The sequence below is a fragment of the Longimycelium tulufanense genome (assembly GCF_014645795.1).
GTDB classification, from domain to species: Bacteria; Actinomycetota; Actinomycetes; order Mycobacteriales; family Pseudonocardiaceae; genus Longimycelium; species Longimycelium tulufanense.
Genome location: NZ_BMMK01000040.1, coordinates 11,177 through 32,790 on the forward strand (window position 1 = coordinate 11,177; position 21,614 = coordinate 32,790).

Consider the following 21,614-nt stretch of genomic DNA (forward strand, 5'->3'; position numbering starts at 1 on the left):
CTGCCACCCACGGCCCGCCGCCTCCCGCCCGTGCCCTACCGGCCCTTCCCACGCCCAGCTCCTGGAAGCACGGCGATCCGATCGCGCCAAGGCGGATTGACGACGTTGTGCTGCTCCTCGGTGAGCCGTGGTGCTGTACGCCCTGGTGATGCCGCGCCGCCAGGAGCACGACAGGTTGCCGCATCCGGCGACCGAATGGCCTTTCGGTTCTCGGCGTTGGCCTCACCGCCGGCACAGTGTGGCTGGACGGATGAGCTCGTCGGGCCTTCCGAGCGCCAGCCCGGGCCGAGCACCTCGCTCGACTCCACCGCCCGGTACAGCAGGCCGGCCGTCACTCGCCGAGCCCTGCTCCCGGCTGGGGTGAAGCTTGGCGAGTGACGGTAAGAAGGCCACCACCAACCGGCGCAGCGGGAGATCATCTCCTGCGCCTGGCCGTAGATCCGGCGCCGCTCGGCCATCTCCTTACGGATCTCCTGGTGCGTGGGCGCGACCGTGGTGCGGTCCCACCCGCGACCGCTCCTGGGGGCAACCCCATCAGGGGGTCCTACCGGTCCGGCCCCTCGGCCCGCACCGGGTGGCGAGCCAGCCTATTTCCGCTGGCCAGGCCACCGATCCGGAGCTCTCCGGGAAGATTTTTCTGGCCCCGTGGAGGCTGCAAGCCCACCACCCAAACTAAGAAAGATCGTCGTTCTTGCCGGGTCTCTTGATCCCCCGGTGAGGTATCGCCTCGGCTGTCCACAGTCGCGTTTCCCGCGTTCCTGTCGGGTGGCACAGCTGTGGAAAAGTTGGTGACAGACCTGGGGAAGGCGTGTGGACGAAATAGGAAATAGCCACGTCAGATCCTGTGTACACAGGTTATCCACAGGCTGTGGGTAATTCCGTGCACCAGCAAATGTCGCCTCCGGACCGTTTCACCACTGTGGGCGATATGCGGGCCCCGGTGACGACCGTCTTTCGCACCGCCGCTCGCGGCAACCGTCCCCAGCGGGCCGAGCCGGCCGGACAGCTGCCGACAACGACCGCCCCGCCCCCACCCAACTCGAGACGAACGCGCTGGTTGACGATCTGGACAGCGGGCCGCCCAGCCTCCACTGGATTCGTTTTCCGCGCGCCTGCCACGATGCCCGGTCGCCGCACCGGACAGGGTCCGCGCCGGTCGTGACACGAGCCGCGCACCCCGGTGGCGAGCTGGACTTTTTCATCCCTGTGGGTAGTTCTCGAGTTGTCCACAGCCAGAAAAGTCCGGGATTCGGGCCACTCGAGGGCTGTGTATGGCCTGTGGGTAACCCGGGCTTCAGCTGTGGATCACCGTGTGGACAACTGACGGCCTCCTGTGGACCAAACAGAGCAGGCCGCGATCCGTCCACAGCAGGGCCCGGTGATCCACAGCCTCCATCCACCGTCCATCCACACCGGGTGACCCATGATGAGCTGCGGATTCGGCGGTTATCCACACAATCCACAGCCCCTACTACTACGACTGTTCTTCTCTCTAGGGAAAAGAAGAGAAGAAATAGGGGCTGGGGATGGCGCGACGACGCGGCCCGCCAGAAACCTGACCGGACCCGCCTCCCCCCGGATGACGGGAACCGCCGGGACGCTCTACGGTTGAGAGCCTCAGCGCCGGTGCCCCGGCCGCGCCCCACGGCCCGCCGCCGCGACGGGAGTCCCTCCCGGCCGCCGCGTGGGTCGCCTCGTAGCCGGGCACCACCAGTTCGCGTTCCACCTCGTCCCGGCCCGTCCTGGTGGCCAGGAGCCGAACTCGAAAGGACGCCCCATGAAGATCCGCGTCGAGCGGGACGGCCTAGCCGACGCCGTCGCCTGGGTCGCACGCAGTCTCCCGTCCCGGCCGCCCGTGCCGGTGCTGGGCGGCGTGTTGTTGGACGCCGGCTCCGACGAAGGGGGTGAGCCGGGCGAGGCGCTGACGGTCTCCGGGTTCGACTACGAGGTCTCGGCCCAGGTCGGGGTGCCGGCCACGATCGCGGCCGGTGGCCGCACGCTGGTCTCCGGCCGACTGCTGGCCGACATCACCAAGGCCCTGCCCAACCGTCCGGTGGAGATCGCGGTCGACGGCGCCCGGGTGACCATCACCTGCGGCAGCTCCCGGTTCAGCCTGCCCACCATGCCGGTCGAGGACTACCCGCAGCTGCCGGCGCTCCCGCCGCGTACCGGTGCGGTCCCGGGTGAGGTGTTCGGCGAGGCGGTCTCCCAGGTGGCCGTCGCAGCCGGCAAGGACGACACCCTGCCGATGCTCACCGGGGTCCGGCTGGAGATCGACGGCGGCACGCTGACCATGGTCGCCACCGACCGGTTCCGGCTCGCCATGCGTCAGTTCCCGTGGGAGCCGGAGGGCTCGGTGGAGCCGACCGCGGTGCTGGTGCCGGCCCGCACGCTGTCCGAGGCGGCCAAGACGCTGGGCACCGCCGGCGGTGAGGTCGAGCTGGCACTCGGCTCCGGCGACGGGCTGCTGGGCCTGGCCGGCGCCGGCAAGCGCACCACGACCCGGTTGCTGGACGCCGAGTTCCCCAAGTACCGCCAGCTGCTGCCCGCCGAGCACGCCACGGCCGCGATCGTCGAGGTCGCCCCGTTCGTCGAGGCGGTCAAGCGGGTGTCGCTGGTGGCCGAGCGCGGCACCCAGGTCCGGCTGGAGTTCACCGAGTCCGCGGTCCGGCTCTCCGCGGGTGGTGACGACGAGGGCAGTGCCGAGGAGGAACTGCCGGCCGAGCTGACCGGCGAGCCGCTGACCATCGCGTTCAACCCGGGCTACCTGCTGGACGGCCTGGCGGCGGTGCGCACCGACCGCGCCCACCTGTCCTTCACCACACCCTCCCGGCCGGCACTGCTCAAGCCCGTGACGGAGGATGGGAACGTGGCCGAGGGCTACCTGTACCTGCTGATGCCGGTGCGACTCCCGGGCTGATCCCCGGCGCCCTCGCCGCCGCACCGCGAGGTGACGGGCGGAGCGAGCGTCGCAAGGAGGCGACAAGGCGCGCAGCGAAGCCCGGAGCCGAGCAAGCCAACACGGAAAACACCGGAGACGGCACACCGGCGATTCCGACAGGGGCGCCCGTGGCCGGACCCGTGGCCGCGCCCAGGTACGGGTGTCGCGGCCAACGACAGTGACGGCAGGAGGACACCAACCGTGCAGCTCGGACTCGTCGGCCTGGGCAAGATGGGCTTCAGCATGCGGGAGCGGCTGCGCCGCGCCGGCCACGACGTGGTCGGTTACGACCGCAACCCCGAGGTGAGCGATGCCGGCTCACTGGAAGACATGGTCGCCCGCCTGGCCGCCCCGCGCACGGTGTGGATCATGGTTCCGCATGGGGCCCCGACCCGGCAGACCGTGGAACAGCTGGCCACCCTGCTGGCACCCGGTGACCTGGTGATCGAGGGCGGCAACTCGCGCTGGACCGAGGACCAGGCGAACGCGGCGTTGCTGGCCGAGAAGGGCATTGGCTACCTGGACTGCGGGGTCTCCGGCGGGGTGTGGGGCCTGGAGAACGGCTATGGCCTGATGGTCGGCGGGGACGCCGAGCTGGTCGAACGCGCGATGCCGATCTTCGACGCGCTGCGTCCGGAGGGGCCGCGCGAGGAGGGCTTCGCGCACGCCGGTGAGGTCGGCGCGGGCCACTTCGCGAAGATGGTCCACAACGGCATCGAGTACGGCCTCATGCAGGCTTACGCCGAGGGCTACGAGCTGCTGGCGGCCGCCGAGGCGGTCAAGGACGTGCCCGGGGTGCTCAAGGCGTGGACGCGGGGCACCGTCGTCCGGTCCTGGCTGCTGGACTTGCTGGTCAACGCGCTGGAGGAGGACGCGGAGCTGCGGGACGTCGCCGGCTACGTGGAGGACTCCGGCGAGGGCCGGTGGACGATCGAGGCCGCCATCGACCACTCGGTGCCGGCACCGGTGATGTCGGCGGCGTTGTTCGCCCGGTTCGGTTCGCGGCAGAAGGACTCACCGGCGATGAAGGCGGTCGCCGCGCTGCGCAACCAGTTCGGCGGCCACGCGGTGCACAGGACCGGACCGACGTCCGGCGCGGGCGAGCTCAAGTAAGGGCCCGTGTTCGTCAGACACCTGCAGGTCACCGACTTCCGGTCGTGGCCACACGCCGACCTGCCCCTGCAGCGCGGCCCGAGCGTGTTGGTCGGGCCGAACGGCCAGGGTAAGACGAACCTGGTCGAAGCGGTGGGATACGTCGCCACGTTGGGATCGCACCGCGTCGCCACGGACGCCCCGTTGGTTCGGCACGGCGCGTCCCGCGCGGTGGTGCGCACCGCCGTGGTGAACCAGGACCGGGAGTTGCTGGTCGAGCTGGAGATCACGCCCGGCAAGGCCAACCGGGCACGGCTGAACCGCGCTCCCGTGCCGCGGCCGCGCGATGTTCTCGGCATCCTGCGCACGGTGTTGTTCGCACCGGAGGACCTGGCGCTGGTACGCGGCGACCCGGGGGAGCGTCGGCGGTTCCTGGACGAGCTGCTGGTGTTGCGCGCACCGCGGTTCGCCGGGGTGCGCGCGGACTACGACCGGGTACTGAAGCAACGCAGTGCGTTGTTGAAGACCGCCGGCTCGGCGCGTCGCGCCGGATCCGGCGGGGATATCCGCACCCTTGACGTGTGGGACGGCCACCTCGCCCGGCACGGCGCGCAGCTCCTGGCTGCGCGGTTGGACCTGGTCGCGGACCTGGCGCCGCACGTTGCCGCCGCGTACGCGGGGGTGGCACCGGAGTCGCGCCCGGTGCGGGTGACCTACCGCAGCACGTTGGGTGGGTCGCTGCCCGAGGGTTACGGCGAGCCGGGTGGTCCGCGGGCGAGCGTCGAGGAACTGGAAGCGGCCCTGCTCGCGGAGTTGTACGAGGTGCGCCAGCAGGAGCTGGAGCGCGGGGTGTGCCTGGTCGGGCCGCACCGGGACGAGCTGGAACTGGTCCTCGGCGACATTCTGGCCAGGGGCTATGCCAGCCACGGCGAGTCGTGGTCGTTCGCGCTGGCGTTGCGGTTGGGTTCGTTCGAGCTGCTCAAGGGCGACGGTGGCGAGCCGGTGCTGGTGCTCGACGACGTGTTCGCCGAGCTGGACCACCGGCGTCGGCGGCGGTTGGCCGAGGTGGCGGCAACGGCCGAGCAGGTGCTGGTGACGGCGGCGGTGGCCGAGGACGTGCCGGACGAGCTGGACGGCGCGCGCTACGAGGTACGGGACGGCGAGGTGTCGCGTGTCCGATAACAAGCCCGATAACAACACTGCCCGCTCGGGGCGCGGCGCACGGCGCGGGGCCTCCCGTCGCACGGCCGGCGATGCGCCCGTTGATCACCCTGCGTTCTCCCCGAACCATCCACAGGCCGTGAGCCGCCGGTCTGAGAACTTCCCCACAACTGGGGATAACCCTGTGGATACTGTGGATAACTCGGTGACGCGGGGGCTCCGGAGCGATTCAGCTCGTCCCTCTGTGGATAACCATGTCACCCGGAGTGGCGATGCGCCGGCGGGCGCGGACATGATAACGGGCCGTGATCAACATGACACCGCTCCGTCATCGGCCGGTTCCGCGTTGAAAGGCCCTGACCTGGCCCGAGCAGCACTGGAAGCGGCGCGGGCCGCGGCCCGCGCCCGGGGCCGGGGACGACCGCGCCGGTCGGTGATCGGCCGTGGGGCTCCGCCACGCCGCCGTGGCTGGTCCGGTGCCCGACCCGACGACCGCGATCCACAGCCCCTCGGCCGGCTGGCCGCTCGGCTCGCCGCGGAGCGCGGGTGGTCGCAGCGGCTGGCGGGCGGCCAGGTGTTCGGCCGGTGGGCGCACCTGGTCGGCCCGGACGTGGCCGAGCACGCCAAGCCGGTGGTCCTGCGCGAGGGCGAGCTGACGGTCCAGGCCAGCTCGACGGCGTGGGCGACACAGCTTCGACTGCTGCAACGCCAGCTCCTGCAACGCATCGCGGCTTCCGTCGGCCCGGACGTGGTGAAGCGCATCAAGGTGCAGGGCCCGGCCGCACCCAACTGGCGCAAGGGACGACTGCACATTCCCGGCCGGGGACCGCGCGACACCTACGGCTGAGCGAGGCGGATCCCCACCGCGAGGGGAGAACCGGCCAGTGGGACGGTGCGGCTGATGGTGCGACTGCCCGCGGCGGCCCCGAGACCCCAGCTGCGGGTCGGGCCGGGGCCTGGAATCCGGGCCTACTGGCTCGCGAGCGTCGCCACACCGAGCCCGGTGAGCGCGACGCCGGTGCAGCGGTCCAACGCGGAGCCGACCCGCGGTCGCGAGAGCCAGCGCATCAACCGGCCGGCGGCGACCGCGACGAGCGTCAGCCAGACCAACGCCACGACGGCGTCGACCGCCCCGAACAACAGGGTCATGGCCGCGACCGGTTGATCGTGCGGCAAAAACTGCGGGACGACGGCGAGAAAGAACAAACCGATCTTGGGATTGAGCATGGCGGACAGGAAACCGGCCCGCCACGCCCGCCACCGGTCCATCGCACCCGGCTCCGGTTCGGGCTGTGCAGGCGCCTGCTCCACCGCGCGCCGGACCAGCGCCTGCACACCCAGAGAGACGAGGTAGAGGGCGCCGGCGACGCGGATCACGGTGTACCCGACGCTCCACGTCTGCAGTACCGCGGCAAGACCGACCGCCGCGGCGACGGCCCACCACATCGACCCCACGGCCGCACCGACGGCGGTGAGCACCCCGGCCCGCCAGCCCGCCTTGACGGTGGACCGCAGCACGAGGAGGATGTCGGGCCCCGGGGCCACGGCGAGCAGCAGGGACAGCGCGGCGAACGCCAGCAGGATTTCCGTCATCGTGATCGTTCTACCCCGGTTGCTTCCGCGCCGGAAGGGCGGGGACCGTCATGATTCCACGGGGCACCGCCCGAAATGGCGGCAGAAAGTCATCCGAACCGGCGCCCGGGGTGCTAGCGTCGGGGCACCGTGTTGATCTCCGCTGATGACAAGCGTCGACTGCTCGAGCTGACCATGGTCGCCGACCAGCTCGTCGACTTCATCGCGCGTGGCGACTTCGGTCTCTCCCCGGAGGCCCGTGAACTCCTGGTCGACGTCTACGCCGACATGGCGCTGACCGCGGCCAAGGCCCGGGCCGTCATCGCCGAGGCCGAGACGGTGGAGGAGCGGATCGCGCACCTGGACTGGGAGCCGGAGCAGTGGACCCGGCCTGGCTCGCGGCGAGGGCCGGACGAGCCCGGGACCGACGAATCCGCCACCGTCTGAACCGCAGCGACCACAGCGCGGCCAGGTCCCGCAGCACCGGAACGGCCAGCACCAGCATCGCCAGCACCGCCCCGTAGCCGATCCCGTCGAGCACCCAGCGGGCATCCTCGGCCCACCTCATCGCCGTGCCCTCCGCGGTGTCGCCGGCGCGGGGTGACCTCGCCCGGCCCGGCCGGCGCGCCATGCCACGACGTGCCTCACGGAACTCCTCGCGCTTGAATCAGCACGCACCGTAATTCTTCCCGGGTTGGCCCGCCTAGTTACACGATGCAGTGAAGGCGGATCGCGATACCCGCCGCCGGAAAGGGCACCGGGTGAACTGGGACACAGTCCATGGGTGTCCTGCTCCCGGCGTTCGGGCCCCCCGATCACGCGTGCTGCCGTCGGGTGGTGTGGGCCGGTATACCTGGAGGGGTTGCATCTGGCGCTGACCTCGTCACTCGCGGGTTGTAGCCGGTATTGGGCGATCGAGAGGCACGCAGCCGCCCCGACCCCCTCTCTCGGCTCTCCGAACCCAACCGCGTTCGCGACGGGCGCTCTGTGACGTTCTCAGGGGTGTCCTTGACCCCCTTCCGGCCGTCTCGCCCGGTAGACTTCACGGGTGGTCGGACGGCCCCGACGGCCCCTGGTTCGCTCGTCGCCGCACGGCGACGCCGGCGCGTCGGCGCCCCGCCCGCTGAACATGCCCCTGTACGAGGAGACACCGAGGCCCGTGGCAGCCAAGAAGAACGACTACAGCGCGTCTTCCATCACCGTCCTCGAGGGACTCGAGGCGGTCCGCAAGCGGCCCGGTATGTACATCGGCTCGACTGGCGAGCGGGGTCTGCACCACCTGGTGTGGGAGGTCGTGGACAACGCCGTCGACGAGGCGATGGCCGGGCACGCGAACACGGTGGAGGTCACCCTGCTCGCCGACGGTGGTGTGCAGGTGTACGACGACGGCCGGGGAATCCCGGTCGACCTGCACCCGGTGGAGAACCGGCCGGCGGTCGAGGTCGTGCTCACCACCCTGCACGCCGGCGGCAAGTTCGACGGCAAGTCCTACGCGGTCTCCGGCGGCCTGCACGGCGTCGGTGTCTCCGTGGTGAACGCCCTCGCCACCGTGCTGGAGGTGGAGATCCACCGGGACGGCTACGTGTGGCGGCAGCGCTACGAGCACTCCAAGCCGGCGCAACCGCTGCAGAAGGGTGAGGTCACCTACCGGACCGGCACCATCGTCACGTTCTGGCCGGACCCGGACATCTTCGAGACCACCACCTTCAACGCCGAGACGGTCGCCCGCCGGCTGCAGGAGATGGCGTTCCTCAACAAGGGCCTGAGCATCGTCATGCGCGACGAGCGGGTCAGCGAGGACGAGGACGCCGAGACCGGGCTGGTCCGCGAGCGCGTCTACCACTACCCGGGCGGGTTGGAGGACTTCGTCCAGCACATCAACGCCACCCGCGACGCCATCCACAAGAAGGTCATCTCCTTCGACGCCAAGGGCGACGGCCTCGAGGTCGAGGTGGCGATGCAGTGGAACAGCGGCTACAGCGAGTCGGTCTACACCTTCGCCAACACCATCAACACCCACGAGGGCGGCACCCACGAGGAGGGCTTCCGCGCTGCGCTGACCCGGGTGGTCAACGAGTACGCGCGCGACAAGAAGCTGCTCAAGGACAAGGACGCCAACCTCACCGGCGACGACGTCCGCGAGGGCCTGGCCGCGATCGTCTCCATCAAGATCGCCGAGCCGCAGTTCGAGGGCCAGACCAAGACCAAGCTCGGCAACACCGAGGCCAAGTCGTTCGTGCAGAAGACCTGCAACGAGTGGCTGGCCGACTGGTTCGAGCGCAATCCCACCGAGGCCAAGGCCATCGTCACCAAGGCGGTGTCCTCGGCGCAGGCGCGCATCGCGGCACGCAAGGCCAAGGAGCTGGTGCGGCGCAAGAGCGCGCTGGAGATCGGCGGTCTGCCCGGCAAGCTCAAGGACTGCCGCTCCACCAAGCCGGACGAGTGCGAGCTCTACATCGTCGAGGGTGACTCGGCGGGCGGCTCCGCCAAGGAGGGCCGCGACTCCTACTTCCAGGCGATCCTCCCGATCCGCGGCAAGATCATCAACGTGGAGAAGGCCCGGCTGGACCGGGTGCTGAAGAACAACGAGGTGCAGAGCCTCATCACCGCGCTGGGCACCGGCATCCACGACGAGTTCGACCTCAGCAAGCTGCGGTACCACAAGATCGTGCTGATGGCCGACGCCGACGTCGACGGCCAGCACATCCGCACCCTGCTGCTGACCCTGCTGTTCCGCTTCATGCGGCCGCTCATCGAGCACGGGCACGTCTACCTGGCCCAGCCGCCGCTGTACAAGCTCAAGTGGATCCGCTCCGAGCCGGAGTTCGCCTACACCGACCGGGAACGGGACGGCCTGATCCAGCAGGGCACCGAGGCCGGCAGGAGGCTGCCCAAGGACGACGGCATCCAGCGGTACAAGGGTCTGGGCGAGATGAACGCCGACGAGCTGTGGGAGACCACCATGGACCCGGCCAACCGCATCCTGCTCCAGGTCAGCCTGGACGACGCGGCCACGGCCGACGAGCTGTTCAGCGTGCTGATGGGCGAGGACGTCGAGGCGCGCCGCTCGTTCATCACCCGTAATGCCAAGGGCGTGCGGTTCCTGGACGTGTGACATCCGTCCATGTTGGAGCGGCGAGGAGATCGCGGCCGTGAGTCCGTCGGAGAGGAGCCCGGTCAGCAACGGGACCGGGCGGTCGGACCCCAGGCACTGCAGTCCCCGTCGCGGTGGTTCAGGAAGCGGGCGCTGACGCCCCCTCCGCTCGAAAGGAATTCCCAGTCGTGACCGAAACCCTGCCACCGGGCAGCAGCGATGGCGTCCGCCCGGTCGACATCCAGCAGGAGATGCAGAACTCCTACATCAATTACGCGATGAGCGTGATCGTGTCGCGGGCGCTGCCGGACGTGCGCGACGGCCTCAAGCCCGTGCACCGCCGGGTTCTGTACTCGATGTACGACACCGGCCTGCGCCCGGACCGCAGCTACGTGAAGTGCTCGCGCGTCGTCGGCGACGTGATGGCCAACTACCACCCGCACGGTGACTCGTCGATCTACGACACCCTCGTACGGCTCGCCCAGACCTGGTCGATGCGCTACACGCTGGTCGACGGCCAGGGCAACTTCGGCTCCCCCGGCAACGACCCGGCAGCCGCCATGCGCTACACCGAGTGCCGGCTCACGCCGTTGGCCATGCACATGCTGGCCGACATCGAAGAGGACACCGTCGACTTCTCGACGAACTACGACGGGAAGACCCAGGAGCCGGACGTCCTGCCGTCCCGAATCCCGAACCTGCTGGTCAACGGCGGTGGCGGCATCGCGGTCGGGATGGCGACCAACATCCCGCCGCACAATCTGCGCGAGGTCGCCGACGGCGTGGTCTGGGCGCTGGAGAACCCGGACGTGGACGAGGAGACCACCCTCGCCGAGCTGATGCGGCGGATCAAGGGTCCGGACTTCCCGACCAAGGGCCTCATCCTGGGCACCTCGGGCATTCAGGAGGCGTACCGCACCGGCCGCGGCTCGATCCGGATGCGCTCGGTGATCGACATCGAGGAGGACGCCAAGGGGCGCACCATCCTCGTCGTCACCGAGTTGCCCTACCAGGTCAACCCGGACAACCTCATCGAGAACATCGCCGCCCTGGTCCGGGACGGCAAGCTCACCGGCATCTCCGACGTCGCCGACGAGACCAACAAGCGTTCCGGCATGCGCATCGTGATCACGCTGAAGCGGGACGCGGTAGCCAAGGTCGTGCTGAACAACCTCTACAAGCACACCCAGCTGCAGCACTCCTTCGGCGTGAACATGCTGGCCCTGGTCGACGGCGTGCCACGCACGCTGCGGCTCGACCAGGTCGTGCGGCACTACGTCAAGCACCAGATCGAGGTCATCGTCCGGCGCACCCGATACCGGCTGCGCAAGGCCGAGGAACGGGCCCACATCCTGCGCGGCCTGGTCAAGGCGCTCGACCAGCTCGACGCCGTGATCGCGTTGATCCGTCGCTCGCCCACGGTCGACGAGGCCCGCACCGGCCTGATCGAGCTGCTGGACGTCGACGAGACACAGGCCAACGCCATCCTCGAGATGCAGCTGCGCCGGCTGGCCGCCCTGGAGCGGCAGAAGATCGTCGACGAGCTGGCCGAGATCGAGAAGACCATCGCCGACCTGCAGGACATCCTGGCCAAGCCGGAGCGGCAGCGCGTCATCATCCGCGACGAGCTGATGGCGATCGTGGACAAGTACGGCGACGACCGGCGCACCCGGATCGTGCCGTTCGAGGGCGAGGTGTCCATGGAGGACCTCATCGCCGTCGAGGACGTCGTCGTCACCATCACCCGCACGGGCTATGCCAAGCGCACCAAGACCGACCTGTACCGGGCGCAGAAGCGTGGCGGCAAGGGCGTCCAAGGTGCACAGCTCAAGCAGGACGACATCGTGGCGCACTTCTTCGTGTGCTCCACGCACGACTGGATCCTGTTCTTCACCAACAAGGGTCGGGTCTACCGCGCCAAGGCATACGAACTACCCGAGGCCAGCCGCAACGCCCGCGGGCAGCACGTGGCCAACCTGCTCGCGTTCCAGCCGGACGAACAGATCGCGCAGGTCATCCACATCAAGGACTACGACGCCGCGCCGTACCTGGTGCTCGCCACGCAGGGCGGCTACGTGAAGAAGTCCAAGCTGTTCGACTTCGACTCCAACCGGTCGGGTGGCATCGTCGGCATCAACCTGCGGGACGACGACGAGCTCGTCGGCGCGGTGCTCTGCTCCGCCGACGACGACCTGCTGCTGGTCTCGGCCGAGGGCCAGTCGATCAGGTTCCATGCGACGGACGAGGCGTTGCGCCCGATGGGCCGCGCCACCTCCGGCGTGTTGGGCATGCGGTTCAACACCGGGGACGAGCTGCTGGCCATGGGCGTGGTCCGCGAGGGCCGGTTCGTGCTGGTCGCCACGGACGGGGGCTATGCGAAGCGCACCCCGATCGAGGATTACCCGGTCCAGGGACGGGGCGGTAAGGGCGTGCTGACCATTCAACATGACCGTCGTCGTGGCAGGCTGGTGGGAGCGCTCATCGTCGACGAGGACGACGAGCTGTACGCCATTACCTCGGCGGGCGGGGTCATCCGTACCAACGCCGGTGAGGTTCGGAAGGCGGGCCGCCAGACCAAGGGGGTGCGCCTGATGAACCTTGGTGACGGCGCCACCCTGCTCGCCGTCGCCCGCAACGCCGACGAGGCGTCGGACCCCGACGCCGAGGGCAACAAATAGCCGTCAGACACGTCCACTGACAGACGACCGTCGGCAAAGGACCGCGCATGACTTCTCCGCAGGACCCGAAGCGTCCCTCCGGTGACGCCGAGAAGACCTCGGTGATCACGCACCCGGCACAGCCCGACGAGCAGGCGGGCCCGGAAGGGGACGGGGAGGTGGGGGCTCGGCCCGCGGTGGCCGACCAACCGACCGTCAAGCAGCCGGTGCCGCGCCCGGAGCAGGCCGCACCGGCCGAGGCGCCGACGGAGCAGGTGACGCAACCGGAGCCGCCGGAGCAACAGCCGGTGGGGTCGGCGGGCGTACCGGCCGACGATGCGGTGGAGTCGGCCGGGACACCCCCGTGGCAACGGGTCACCGTGACCAGCCAGCCGACCGAGCAGCAGCCGATGGGCCTGGGGCAGCCGCCGGCCGGCCCCACCCCGGGCCTGGGCTCGCCACTCGCCGAGCCGGCCGGGGCCGCCGCCGGGCAGGCGGGTGGTTCCACCGGCCGCACGACGGTGCAGCTCGGCGGGATCAACGCCACCCTGGGCCGGCCGAGCCAGGGCACCGGGCAGGCCAGTGGGTCGGGCTCGCGCCGGCCCGGCCGCGGGCCGCGGCGGGCGAGCCTGCAGGTGAAGCGGGTCGACCCGTGGTCGGTGCTGAAGCTGGCGCTGGTGCTGTCCGTGGCGTTGTTCTTCGTCTGGATGGTCGCCGTCGGGGTGCTGTACGGCGTGCTCAACGGCATGGGCGTCTGGGAGAGCGTGAACGGTGCCTACGGCGACCTCGTGCAGACCTCCGACGGCCAGGGTGCCGAGCCGCTGATCAGCGCCGGCCGCGTGTTCGGGGTGACCGCGATCATCGGTGCGGTCAACATCGTCCTGTTCACCGCGCTGGCCACCGTGGCGGCGTTCGTCTACAACGTCTCCGCCGACCTGGTCGGCGGGGTGGAGGTCACCCTGTCCGAGCGGGAGTGAGAAGCTCACCTGGCGGGTGTGTCCCGGGTGCCGCTCGCGGCACCCGGGACACACCCGTTCGACGGGTGGTGGCCCCGCTTGGACCGGCCGTGGGAGGCACGCACCCCGATTTGGGGACGCCGGGGGCCGTCGGGTAACCTCACTGACGGATCACGGGCCTATAGCTCAGACGGTTAGAGCGCTTCGCTGATAACGAAGAGGTCGCTGGTTCAAGTCCAGCTAGGCCCACGATCGCGATTCGATGAGGTGTGCTCGTTGCGAACGAGCCTTCATCGCGATCGTCATCACACTGGGGGCGAAGCCCCCAGACCCTACCCGGGGGCAAGCCCCCGGACCCCCATCAGCTCCGCCTAGTGTGGAGCAGTGGGGGTTATCCCGGCTCTCGCGCCGCTGAGGAGGCGACCGGACGTGAAGAAGCTGCTCGCTCTTGCCGCCGTGGCTGCCGCGGTCCTGCTGCTGGTTCGGCGTAGCCGTTCCGCCAAGGCCGAGGCCGACCTCTGGCGTGAGGCGACCGCGCCGACCGAGGGCTGAGCCGACCACGAGCGGACCTCTCCCGCTCACCGGGGGACGTAGCTCAATTGGCAGAGCACCGCCTTTGCAAGGCGGGGGTTAGGGGTTCGATTCCCCTCGTCTCCACTCGCTCAAGGGAGGTGTGTCCGCGGAGAGCGCGGACCACGTCGCTCGTCGATGACGTTGGGTGCCGAGCCCCGTACCCCCACGGTGCGTGCTTCTCCCGACCTAGCGTGGTCACTGTTGTCGAGACGCGGCTGGGTGTGGCAAGCCCCCGGACCCCCACCGTGGTAACCCTGACTGGTTGCGGTCACCACGGCAAGGCCGGGTGGGGCAGCGGACGCCGGATCGGCTTCCGACGCCTTGCGTGATCGAGGCACTTCCAGCGGGTCTGGGAGTGCCTTTGTCGTTGTGGGCGCGCCGCCATCAGTCCTGAGCCCGCTGGGGACGAGTAGCTGGAGACCGGGTCGCCAGGACGGCCTGCGAGGACGGAATCCGCTGGGCCGCCTCGACTTCTTCACGTGGGCGGCCGTGGATCGCTGGCTGTCAACTCGGGATTTCCTTCCTGTGGATAAGTCGTCGGGCCTGTGGACCGCCGATTTGTCCACCGGGCCTAGCCCGATAGGCTGAGCGCGGGGCTCGCCCCCCAAGGGAGGGCGGGGGTGCCTACCTGGGGGAACAGGGGGAAGTCGGAGACATTGGGTCGTCCCCGGGGCGACCTGACCAGGTTGAGCGATCCACGAAGGGGATCAGGCGAGCCATGACCCGTCCCTCGACCCGTGCCCTGCTTCCGGCCGCGGTACTCGCCGCCGGTGCTCTCCTCGCGGCGTGCGGAGGTGAGCAGCCGGTGGCCTCTCCCGGTGAGCGGCCCACGCCGCCGGACACCGCGGCGGCGACCGCGGTGGAGCTGCCCGCCGAGCCGAAGCCGGAGCGCGACGGGCCGTGCCCGTACCTGGAGACCAAGTTCGTGGCTGAGGCGAACGGGCAGAAGGTCGGCACCGTGAAGGTATCTGCGGACAAGCCGCACCCGACCTGCTTCTTCACCGGGCTCGACGGCAAGGAGCAGCTGCGCTCCCGCGTCTATGTGGGCGACCCGGGCGTTGCCAGGGAGCTGGTCGACCAGGCGGCGCCGGTCTCGGAGTCGTCGAAGGCCGAACTGACCGGTGGCTGGAAGGGCGGCCGCATGCCGACCTCGAACGGCTCGGTCTTCGCCGTGGCCAAGGACGGCAAGGCCGTCGTGATCACGTCGAACCAGGAGACGACCTTCAAGGCACAGCGGATCGCGCAGAAGGTGATCGCGAAGCTCGGTCTGTGAGCCACCCGGTCATTGGCTGGTCACACCGCGGCTGAGTTGCACAGACTCGGTGCTCTGGTAGGCGCCGGGTGGCCAAGCTCGGATGGCCAAGCTCGGATGGCGAGGCCCCGGTGTACCTGCCTTCGGTACACCGGGGCCTCGGGCGCGCGTCGCCGGCACCCAACGAGTCAGCCCTTCACGGACCGACCGGTCCGGATTGCCCGGCGACAGGAGCCGTCCCAGGCGCGCGCACCCGCGGCGGCCTGCCGGCTGGAGCCGCGGTGGCACATCCTGAGCGGGTCACGGTACGGAGGTCGGCTCCTCGGAATCGCGGAGCTGGCCGTCCCTGCTGTAGGGCACCTCCACCTCCGGCTGTTCGTCGAGCTCGGTCTCCTGTGGGCGCTGGGCCAGCACCGCGGCGACTGCGGCGCCCGCGGCCACCAGCAGCGCGAGCACCCAGGGCCAACGGCGGCGGGCACGCGGCCGCAGGGCCCGGCGCACGTCCCGACGCATCCGCCGGCTCTGCCGGGCCAGCTGGCGGCGTACCTTCCGGCCCCTGACGTCTGCTGCCTCGGCGGCACGGCTCAGGTCCTGCTGCAGCTCGGCGAGCCGCTTCCTCTGGTCCTTCATCTGCCGCATGATCCGCTTGCGCTGCCGCTCGTACGCCCTGCGGGCGTCCGCGCTCGTGACCTTGAGCTGCTTGCCGGCCACGACCTGCCGTGCCACGTCCCCGGACCGGTTGCCCTCGGCCAGGCGCTCCCGTGTCCGCGTGGCGGCCTGGGCCGCCATCCGGCGGGACACGTCGTAGCTGCGGCGTCCCACCTGCGCCGCCGACAGCCTGGCCTGGTGGACCCCGGTCCCGACGGCGTGTCCGATCCGTTCCCCGGCTCGGGTCAACACCCTCACCTCATCCATCGTCCTGCCTCCTCGGCTGTGTTCCCCGGGTAGCCGGTCGCGTCGGCCACCAACCCCGGGGCGCGCCCGCTCGGCGCCCCTCGGTGCGTGACGATCGGGGTCCATCGTGCCCCCGTCCCCGTGATCCCGCCGTGGATGGCACGATGGCGGTCGTGGCAGAGAGCAACGAGTCGCTGGTGGGGATGAAGGTCACCGCCACCCTGCACACCACGCAGGGGGAGATCCGGCTGAACCTGTTCCCCGACCAGGCGCCCAGGACGGTGGCCAACTTCGTTGGCCTCGCCGAGGGCAACAAGGAGTACCACCAGCCGAACGCCAAGGGTGGGGCGTCCGGCCCGTTCTACGACGGGTCGATCTTCCACCGGGTCATCGACGGCTTCATGGTTCAGGGCGGCGACCCGACCGGCACCGGTCGCGGCGGCCCCGGGTACCAGTTCGGCGACGAGTTCCACCCGAGCCTGCAGTTCGACAAGCCCTACCTGTTGGCGATGGCGAACGCCGGGCCCAACACCAACGGCTCGCAGTTCTTCATCACCGTGACGGCCACGAACTGGCTGAACTTCAAGCACACCATCTTCGGCGAGGTCGCCGACCAGGAGTCCCGGGACGTCGTGGACGCGATCGCCCGCGCCACCACCGGCCCCGGCGACCGCCCGGTGAACGACATCGTGATCGAGAAGGTCACGATCGAGCGCGTCCAGGGCTGACGCGACCAGCGTGACGGTCCCACCCGGCCCCGCCCAGGAGCCGGCGGGCAACCACCCGCCGGCGGCACAGCCGTGCCCCCGGCACCCGGACCGGACGACCGCGCTCCGCTGCACCCGCTGCGACCGGCCGGCGTGCCCCGAATGCCTGCGCGAGGCGGCCGTCGGCTACCAGTGCGTCGACTGCGTGTCCGACGGCCGCCGCACCGTGCGCCGGCCACGCACCGTGGCCGGCGCCGAGTTGCGCACCAAGCCGATCGTGGTACCGGTACTCATTGCGGTGAACCTGGCGATCTTCGTCATCACCGCGATCCAGGGCGGTGGCTTCGCGGTCAACTACCAGGCCGAGCTGTTCCGGCAGTGGGCCATGTACCCGGTGGGCGTTGCTGCCGGGGACTGGTGGCGGATGATCACCAGCGGGTTCCTGCACATCGGACCGTTCCACGTCGCGTTGAACATGTTCGCGCTGTGGATCCTCGGCCGGGACATGGAGATCATCCTCGGCCGGCTCCGGTTCAGCCTCGTCTACGTGCTCTCCCTCCTCAGCGGCTCCACCGCGGTGCTGCTGTTCGGGGAACCGCTGGGGCCGGTGGCCGGTGCCTCCGGCGCGGTCTTCGGGCTGTTGGGCGGCATCGCCGTGGCGGCGTTCCGGCTCCGGCTGGACCTACGGCCGATCCTGATGGTGCTCGGCATCAACCTGGTGATCAGCTTCCTGCCCGGGATCTCGATGCTCGGCCACCTCGGCGGCCTGGTCGCCGGCGCCGCCGTGACCGCCGGCATGGTCTACGCGCCGGCTCGGAACCGGGCTCCCTTCCAGGTGGCGACCGTCGCGGGGGTGGCTGTTGTCCTGGCGGTGCTGATATCCGTAGGGATCCTCGCCTACTACTGATCGGGGCGTGCGCGGGGCAGCCCGTGATCCGCCAGCGGCGACACGCGGTCGGCTGTCGTTGGTCGGTGTCGGCTCCGGCGGTGGCCGGCGGTCCAGGACCAGCGCCGTATAGCGGCAGACGCGGCCGAACACCCCGATGTGGGCCGGTAGGGATGTGGCGAGGGCCGTCCAGTCGACCTGGCTCAACTCGCGTAGGCCTGGCCAGCGCAGGCACAGGGCCCGGCGGCCTGTCCTGGTGGCGAGCTGGCACGCGAACAGGCGTGCCACCCTCGTGTGGAGGCGGAGCACCGGCCGGGTCCAGTCCTGGACCGAGTGGACGGTGAAGCCTGTCTCGGCGGCATGGGCGAGATAGCGGTCCAGGGGTTCGAACTCCTGGAAACACCAGGTGGACCGGACAGCACCCTCGGGGTCGACGGCGTCGATGGTGCTGGGGTCGTCGGTGGGCCAGGTAACGTCGACCAGGACGAGGCGGCCGCCGGGTCGCAGGAGACGGTAACTCTCCGCCAGGAACGCGCGTCGCCCCCGCGGGCCGAAGTGGAATGCCGCTTCCAGACAGTGGACGCGGTCGAACGAACCGTCGGCGAGGTCGACGCCGGCCGCCCGGGCCGGTAGTGCGGTGACGTCGGCGACCGCGAAACGGGTGTTCGGCCGGTCGCCAAACCTGCGGTGCGCCTCGGTGATCTGCTCGGGTTGGATATCCAGCCCCAGGCTTGGACATCCCTTCACGCCCAGCATCGCCGTGGCCAGCCCACGTCCGCAGCAGGCGTCGAGGACGCGGTGTCCCGGGCGGGCGTCCAGCAGCGCCAGCTACCGGCCTACCAGCCGGCGCTGGAACCAGCCCAACCCTCCGACGAGCGCGGGCAGCGTCGGCCAGGTGAAGTAGCCGTTGTTGAGCAGGTCGCCCCAGCTGAGGTGGCAGAGAAAGCGGAATAACGGGTTGCTGTCGTTGTAGGAATTGGCGATGGGCTGGCTTTCGGTCACGTACCCGCTCCTTCGTCAAGACGATGCGTCAGACCTGGTGGTCGCGGCCCTTCTGGGCGCGCCGGTCGGTCGGCGGAGCAGACCGAACCTCGCCGATTGGTCAGCTCCCGCTTTCCTGACGGATCTCGGTGAGCTCGTCCGCGACGTCGTCCGGTTCGGTGCCGAGGTCGAGCCGGGTGAGCACGAGCAGATGCTCGCCGCCGTCCTCCTCGGTCACGTCGATCTCCAGCACCGGTAGCTCCCGGCCGAGCCGGCGGCCCCGCACCACACGGACCCGGTCAACCCGGGACCACGGGTAGCGCCGCGGGCCGAACAGGGACCGGATGGCGATCCCGTCCGGGTCCGCGGTGAGGCGCGGCCGGCCGAGGGTGCCCTGGATGGCCAGCAGCGCCAGCGCGACCACCGCCACCCCGGCGAGCAGCCGGCCGGCCGGGTCGCCGGTGAACACCAGCCACAGCGCCGCACCGGCGAGGAGCACCCAGACCACCGCGACCAGGCCGGCGGCCGGGGACCAGGTTCGGGTCGTCACGTGCTCCAGCATCCCGCCTCGGCCGCCCGGAACGCGAGTAACATCGCCGGCACAGGCGGCTACTGAGGAGTAACCATGCGTCAGGCGGTCATCTGCGCCGCGGTCCGCACACCGGTCGGGCGACGCAGGGGTGGGCTCTCCGAGGTGCACGCCGTGGACCTCGGCGCCGCCGCCCTGCGGGGCCTGGTCGAGCGGACCGGTGTCGACCCCGCCCTCGTCGACGACGTGCACTGGGGCTGCGTCACCCAGGTGGGAGAACAGGCGTTCTGTGTGGGGCGCCAGGTCGTGCTCGCCGCCGGCTGGCCGGAGAGCGTGCCCGCGGTGACCGTGGACCGCCAGTGCGGTTCCTCGCAGCAGGCCCTGCACCAGGCCGCCGCCGCGGTGGTGTCCGGCCAGGCCGACGTCGTCGTGGCCGGCGGGGCGGAGGCCATGACCCGGGTGCCGATGGGTGCGAACTTCGTCAACGGCCCGGGTGAGCCGTTCGGGCCCGCGGCGACGGCGCGTTACGCCGAGTCACTCGTTGCCACCGGCGGTACGTTCAACCAGGGCCTGGGCGCCGAGCTGATCGCCGCCAAGTGGGGCCTGTCCCGATCCCGGCTGGACGAGTTCTCGCTGGCCTCGCACGCCAGGGCCGCCCGGGCCCAGGACTCCGGCCGCTTCGCCGACGAGATCGTGCCGGTCGCGCTGCCCGGTGGCGGCACGTTCACCACGGACGAGGGCGTGCGCCGCGACTCCACGCCGGAGGCGATGGCCGGCCTCAGGCCCGCCTTCCGTCCGGACGGCGTCATCACCGCCGGCAACTCCTCACAGATCTCCGACGGTGCGGCCGCCCTACTGGTCACCACCCCGGAGCGGGCCGGCCAGCTCGGGCTCACGCCGATCGTGCGGGTGGCCGCCACCGCGGTCGCCGGCGACGACCCGGTCGTCATGCTCACCGCACCCATCCCGGCGACCGCCCGCCTGCTCCGCCGCGCCGGCGTGGACATCGCCGAAATCGGCGCCTTCGAGGTCAATGAGGCGTTCGCGTCGGTGCCGCTGGCCTGGCTGGCCGAGACCGGCGCGGACCCGGACCGGCTCAACCCGCTCGGCGGTGCCATCGCGCTCGGCCACCCGCTCGGTGCCTCGGGCGCCCGGCTGACCACGACACTGGTGCACCACATGCGGCGCGAGGGGATCCGCTACGGCCTGCAGACCATGTGCGAGGGCGGCGGCATGGCCAACGCGACCCTGTTCGAGTTGGTGTGACGGGTGACACGTCCGGGTGTGGCTTGGTCCAGATCATTGATCTCTCAACGGTGCCTTCGGTACACCTGGATCACCGTCCAGAGATCCGCGGGGCGGACAGGGACCCGGAGCGCACAGGCCGTCACCGAGTTGTCCACAGGCTCTGTGGACAGAACGGTGGATAACTGCGGCTTGGCTGTGGAAGAACCGAGCCAACATCGCAAGTTGTCCACAGGAGTTATCCCCAGTGGGGATGACTTACAACCATGTGGTTCAGCTACGGTCCGCCGCGCGAACCACCGCAAGCGGAAGGCCCGGACGCGAGAACATCCGGGCCTTCGTCACCTTCCGCGATCTTCTCCAGGCTTGCGACCGGTGTGCCTCTCCCGTCTGGCTTACCTCGGACGCGGGCCGCAACGGGGCCGTACGCCGCACGCCGGGGCGCCGGCGCGGCTGTCACAGGGGGCCTGTTGGCGGGAACCTGGTTGCCGGGACATCGCTCGGCGGGAGCTGGGCCCTCCGCCCCCGCGACCACCCGGCGACCGGTGCTGGTGACCGGCATCGTGCTCGTCACCGGGACGGTGCCGGCGGGCTCACCGCCAGCGCATCGTCATCAGCAGGCCGACGATCATCAGCGCGAACCCGATCGCGAAGTTCCACGCACCCAGATCCGCCATGACCTTGATCTGCTCGCTGGCCAGGTAGTAGACCACCAGCCACGCCAGCCCGAGCAGCATCAACCCCAGCATCACCGTGATGTAGACGGGGTGCGACGGGCCCGCGGCCTTCGCCCGCACGGGGGTACGCCGGTCGGGCGGCGGGGTGTATACGGCCTTCTTCCGGACCTTCGACTTGGGCATCTGTCCTCGCCTCGAGTTGACCGGACAGCCCGGCCGCGCCGCGACCGGTGCTGTCGGACACCGCGTTCGTCACGGGTCGGACACACCGCCCGACCCACTATTGGTCGTTTGGTGCGACACTCCCGCCCACTCGACACGTTAACGTAGCCGAGTAGGTGAGCGAATCCGCCGTGTCCTGCCGGACGCGACCGGTGATGTCACTGAACCGAGGGAA

The 21,614-nt window shown here is 70.3% G+C and carries 17 protein-coding genes, 2 tRNA genes and 2 pseudogenes; 15 read left to right on the forward strand and 6 right to left on the reverse strand.

What is annotated here, in order from left to right; genetic code table 11:
* The first annotated feature begins 1,777 nt into the window (after positions 1-1,777).
* The 4 genes from dnaN (at position 1,778) to IEY55_RS27100 (ending at position 6,041) form a co-directional block, all read left to right on the forward strand.
* Complete coding sequence (gene dnaN, locus IEY55_RS27085) at positions 1,778-2,920, forward strand: DNA polymerase III subunit beta (RefSeq protein WP_189061399.1); 1,143 nt, start codon at positions 1,778-1,780, stop codon at positions 2,918-2,920.
* A gap of 222 nt (positions 2,921-3,142) precedes the next feature.
* Positions 3,143-4,054 (forward strand): phosphogluconate dehydrogenase (NAD(+)-dependent, decarboxylating), encoded by a 912-nt coding sequence (gnd, locus tag IEY55_RS27090; RefSeq protein WP_189061400.1) that lies wholly within the window; start codon positions 3,143-3,145, stop codon positions 4,052-4,054.
* Positions 4,055-4,060: 6 nt separating this feature from the next.
* Positions 4,061-5,215, forward strand: coding sequence for a DNA replication/repair protein RecF (gene recF, locus IEY55_RS27095; RefSeq protein ID WP_189061401.1), 1,155 nt, complete (start codon positions 4,061-4,063; stop codon positions 5,213-5,215).
* Between the two features lie 271 nt (positions 5,216-5,486).
* Positions 5,487-6,041, forward strand: a complete 555-nt coding sequence (locus IEY55_RS27100; RefSeq protein ID WP_189061402.1) for a DciA family protein — start codon at positions 5,487-5,489, stop codon at positions 6,039-6,041.
* 122 nt (positions 6,042-6,163) lie between these two features.
* Here the strand turns inward: IEY55_RS27100 and IEY55_RS27105 are convergent, their stop codons facing one another.
* A complete protein-coding gene (locus IEY55_RS27105; RefSeq protein WP_189061403.1) occupies positions 6,164-6,787 on the reverse strand; it encodes a LysE family translocator in 624 nt (207 codons plus the stop codon).
* Between the two features lie 129 nt (positions 6,788-6,916).
* Between IEY55_RS27105 and IEY55_RS27110 the strand changes: the two genes are divergently transcribed.
* From IEY55_RS27110 to IEY55_RS27140, 8 genes and pseudogenes are all read left to right on the forward strand, one after another.
* Positions 6,917-7,213, forward strand: a complete 297-nt coding sequence (locus IEY55_RS27110) for a hypothetical protein (protein ID WP_189061404.1) — start codon at positions 6,917-6,919, stop codon at positions 7,211-7,213.
* 712 nt (positions 7,214-7,925) lie between these two features.
* Positions 7,926-9,881 (forward strand): DNA topoisomerase (ATP-hydrolyzing) subunit B, encoded by a 1,956-nt coding sequence (gene gyrB, locus IEY55_RS27115; protein ID WP_229686797.1) that lies wholly within the window; start codon positions 7,926-7,928, stop codon positions 9,879-9,881.
* Between the two features lie 167 nt (positions 9,882-10,048).
* On the forward strand, positions 10,049-12,538 hold the full coding sequence (gyrA, locus tag IEY55_RS27120) for a DNA gyrase subunit A (RefSeq protein WP_189061405.1): 2,490 nt from the start codon (positions 10,049-10,051) through the stop codon (positions 12,536-12,538).
* 254 nt (positions 12,539-12,792) lie between these two features.
* The gene (locus IEY55_RS27125) at positions 12,793-13,494 is read left to right on the forward strand and encodes a DUF3566 domain-containing protein (protein ID WP_308424789.1); all 702 of its coding nucleotides are present in this window, start codon (positions 12,793-12,795) and stop codon (positions 13,492-13,494) included.
* A 154-nt stretch (positions 13,495-13,648) separates the two neighbouring features.
* Positions 13,649-13,722, forward strand: a tRNA-Ile gene (locus tag IEY55_RS27130).
* Between the two features lie 180 nt (positions 13,723-13,902).
* A pseudogene (locus tag IEY55_RS32315) lies at positions 13,903-14,019 on the forward strand (DLW-39 family protein); the annotation flags it as partial.
* A 38-nt stretch (positions 14,020-14,057) separates the two neighbouring features.
* A tRNA-Ala gene (locus IEY55_RS27135) sits at positions 14,058-14,130 on the forward strand.
* Positions 14,131-14,764: 634 nt separating this feature from the next.
* Positions 14,765-15,319 (forward strand): DUF2020 domain-containing protein, encoded by a 555-nt coding sequence (locus IEY55_RS27140; protein WP_189061407.1) that lies wholly within the window; start codon positions 14,765-14,767, stop codon positions 15,317-15,319.
* Between the two features lie 279 nt (positions 15,320-15,598).
* Here the strand turns inward: IEY55_RS27140 and IEY55_RS27145 are convergent, their stop codons facing one another.
* Positions 15,599-16,213 carry a hypothetical protein gene (locus IEY55_RS27145; protein WP_189061408.1) on the reverse strand — a complete coding sequence of 205 codons (615 nt, stop codon included), beginning with the start codon at positions 16,211-16,213 and terminating at the stop codon, positions 15,599-15,601.
* A 143-nt stretch (positions 16,214-16,356) separates the two neighbouring features.
* Here IEY55_RS27145 and IEY55_RS27150 point away from each other — a divergent pair, with 143 nt between their 5' ends.
* Positions 16,357-16,920: a peptidylprolyl isomerase gene (locus IEY55_RS27150; RefSeq protein ID WP_189061409.1), complete on the forward strand. Its 564-nt coding sequence runs from the start codon at positions 16,357-16,359 to the stop codon at positions 16,918-16,920.
* 10 nt (positions 16,921-16,930) lie between these two features.
* On the forward strand, positions 16,931-17,806 hold the full coding sequence (locus tag IEY55_RS27155; RefSeq protein WP_189061410.1) for a rhomboid family intramembrane serine protease: 876 nt from the start codon (positions 16,931-16,933) through the stop codon (positions 17,804-17,806).
* Positions 17,807-18,178: 372 nt separating this feature from the next.
* Here the strand turns inward: IEY55_RS27155 and IEY55_RS33110 are convergent.
* From IEY55_RS33110 to IEY55_RS27170, 3 genes and pseudogenes are all read right to left on the reverse strand, one after another.
* Positions 18,179-18,541: pseudogene (locus IEY55_RS33110) on the reverse strand (class I SAM-dependent methyltransferase); the annotation flags it as partial.
* A 72-nt stretch (positions 18,542-18,613) separates the two neighbouring features.
* The gene (locus IEY55_RS27165; protein ID WP_189061411.1) at positions 18,614-18,787 is read right to left on the reverse strand and encodes a hypothetical protein; all 174 of its coding nucleotides are present in this window, start codon (positions 18,785-18,787) and stop codon (positions 18,614-18,616) included.
* 100 nt (positions 18,788-18,887) lie between these two features.
* Positions 18,888-19,316, reverse strand: a complete 429-nt coding sequence (locus IEY55_RS27170) for a PH domain-containing protein (protein ID WP_189061412.1) — start codon at positions 19,314-19,316, stop codon at positions 18,888-18,890.
* A gap of 75 nt (positions 19,317-19,391) precedes the next feature.
* Here IEY55_RS27170 and IEY55_RS27175 point away from each other — a divergent pair, with 75 nt between their 5' ends.
* Positions 19,392-20,561 carry a thiolase family protein gene (locus IEY55_RS27175; RefSeq protein WP_189061413.1) on the forward strand — a complete coding sequence of 390 codons (1,170 nt, stop codon included), beginning with the start codon at positions 19,392-19,394 and terminating at the stop codon, positions 20,559-20,561.
* A 572-nt stretch (positions 20,562-21,133) separates the two neighbouring features.
* On the opposite strand, the gene crgA is transcribed toward IEY55_RS27175, so the two are convergent.
* A complete protein-coding gene (crgA, locus tag IEY55_RS27180; RefSeq protein WP_189061414.1) occupies positions 21,134-21,400 on the reverse strand; it encodes a cell division protein CrgA in 267 nt (88 codons plus the stop codon).
* Positions 21,401-21,614 lie beyond the last annotated feature (214 nt).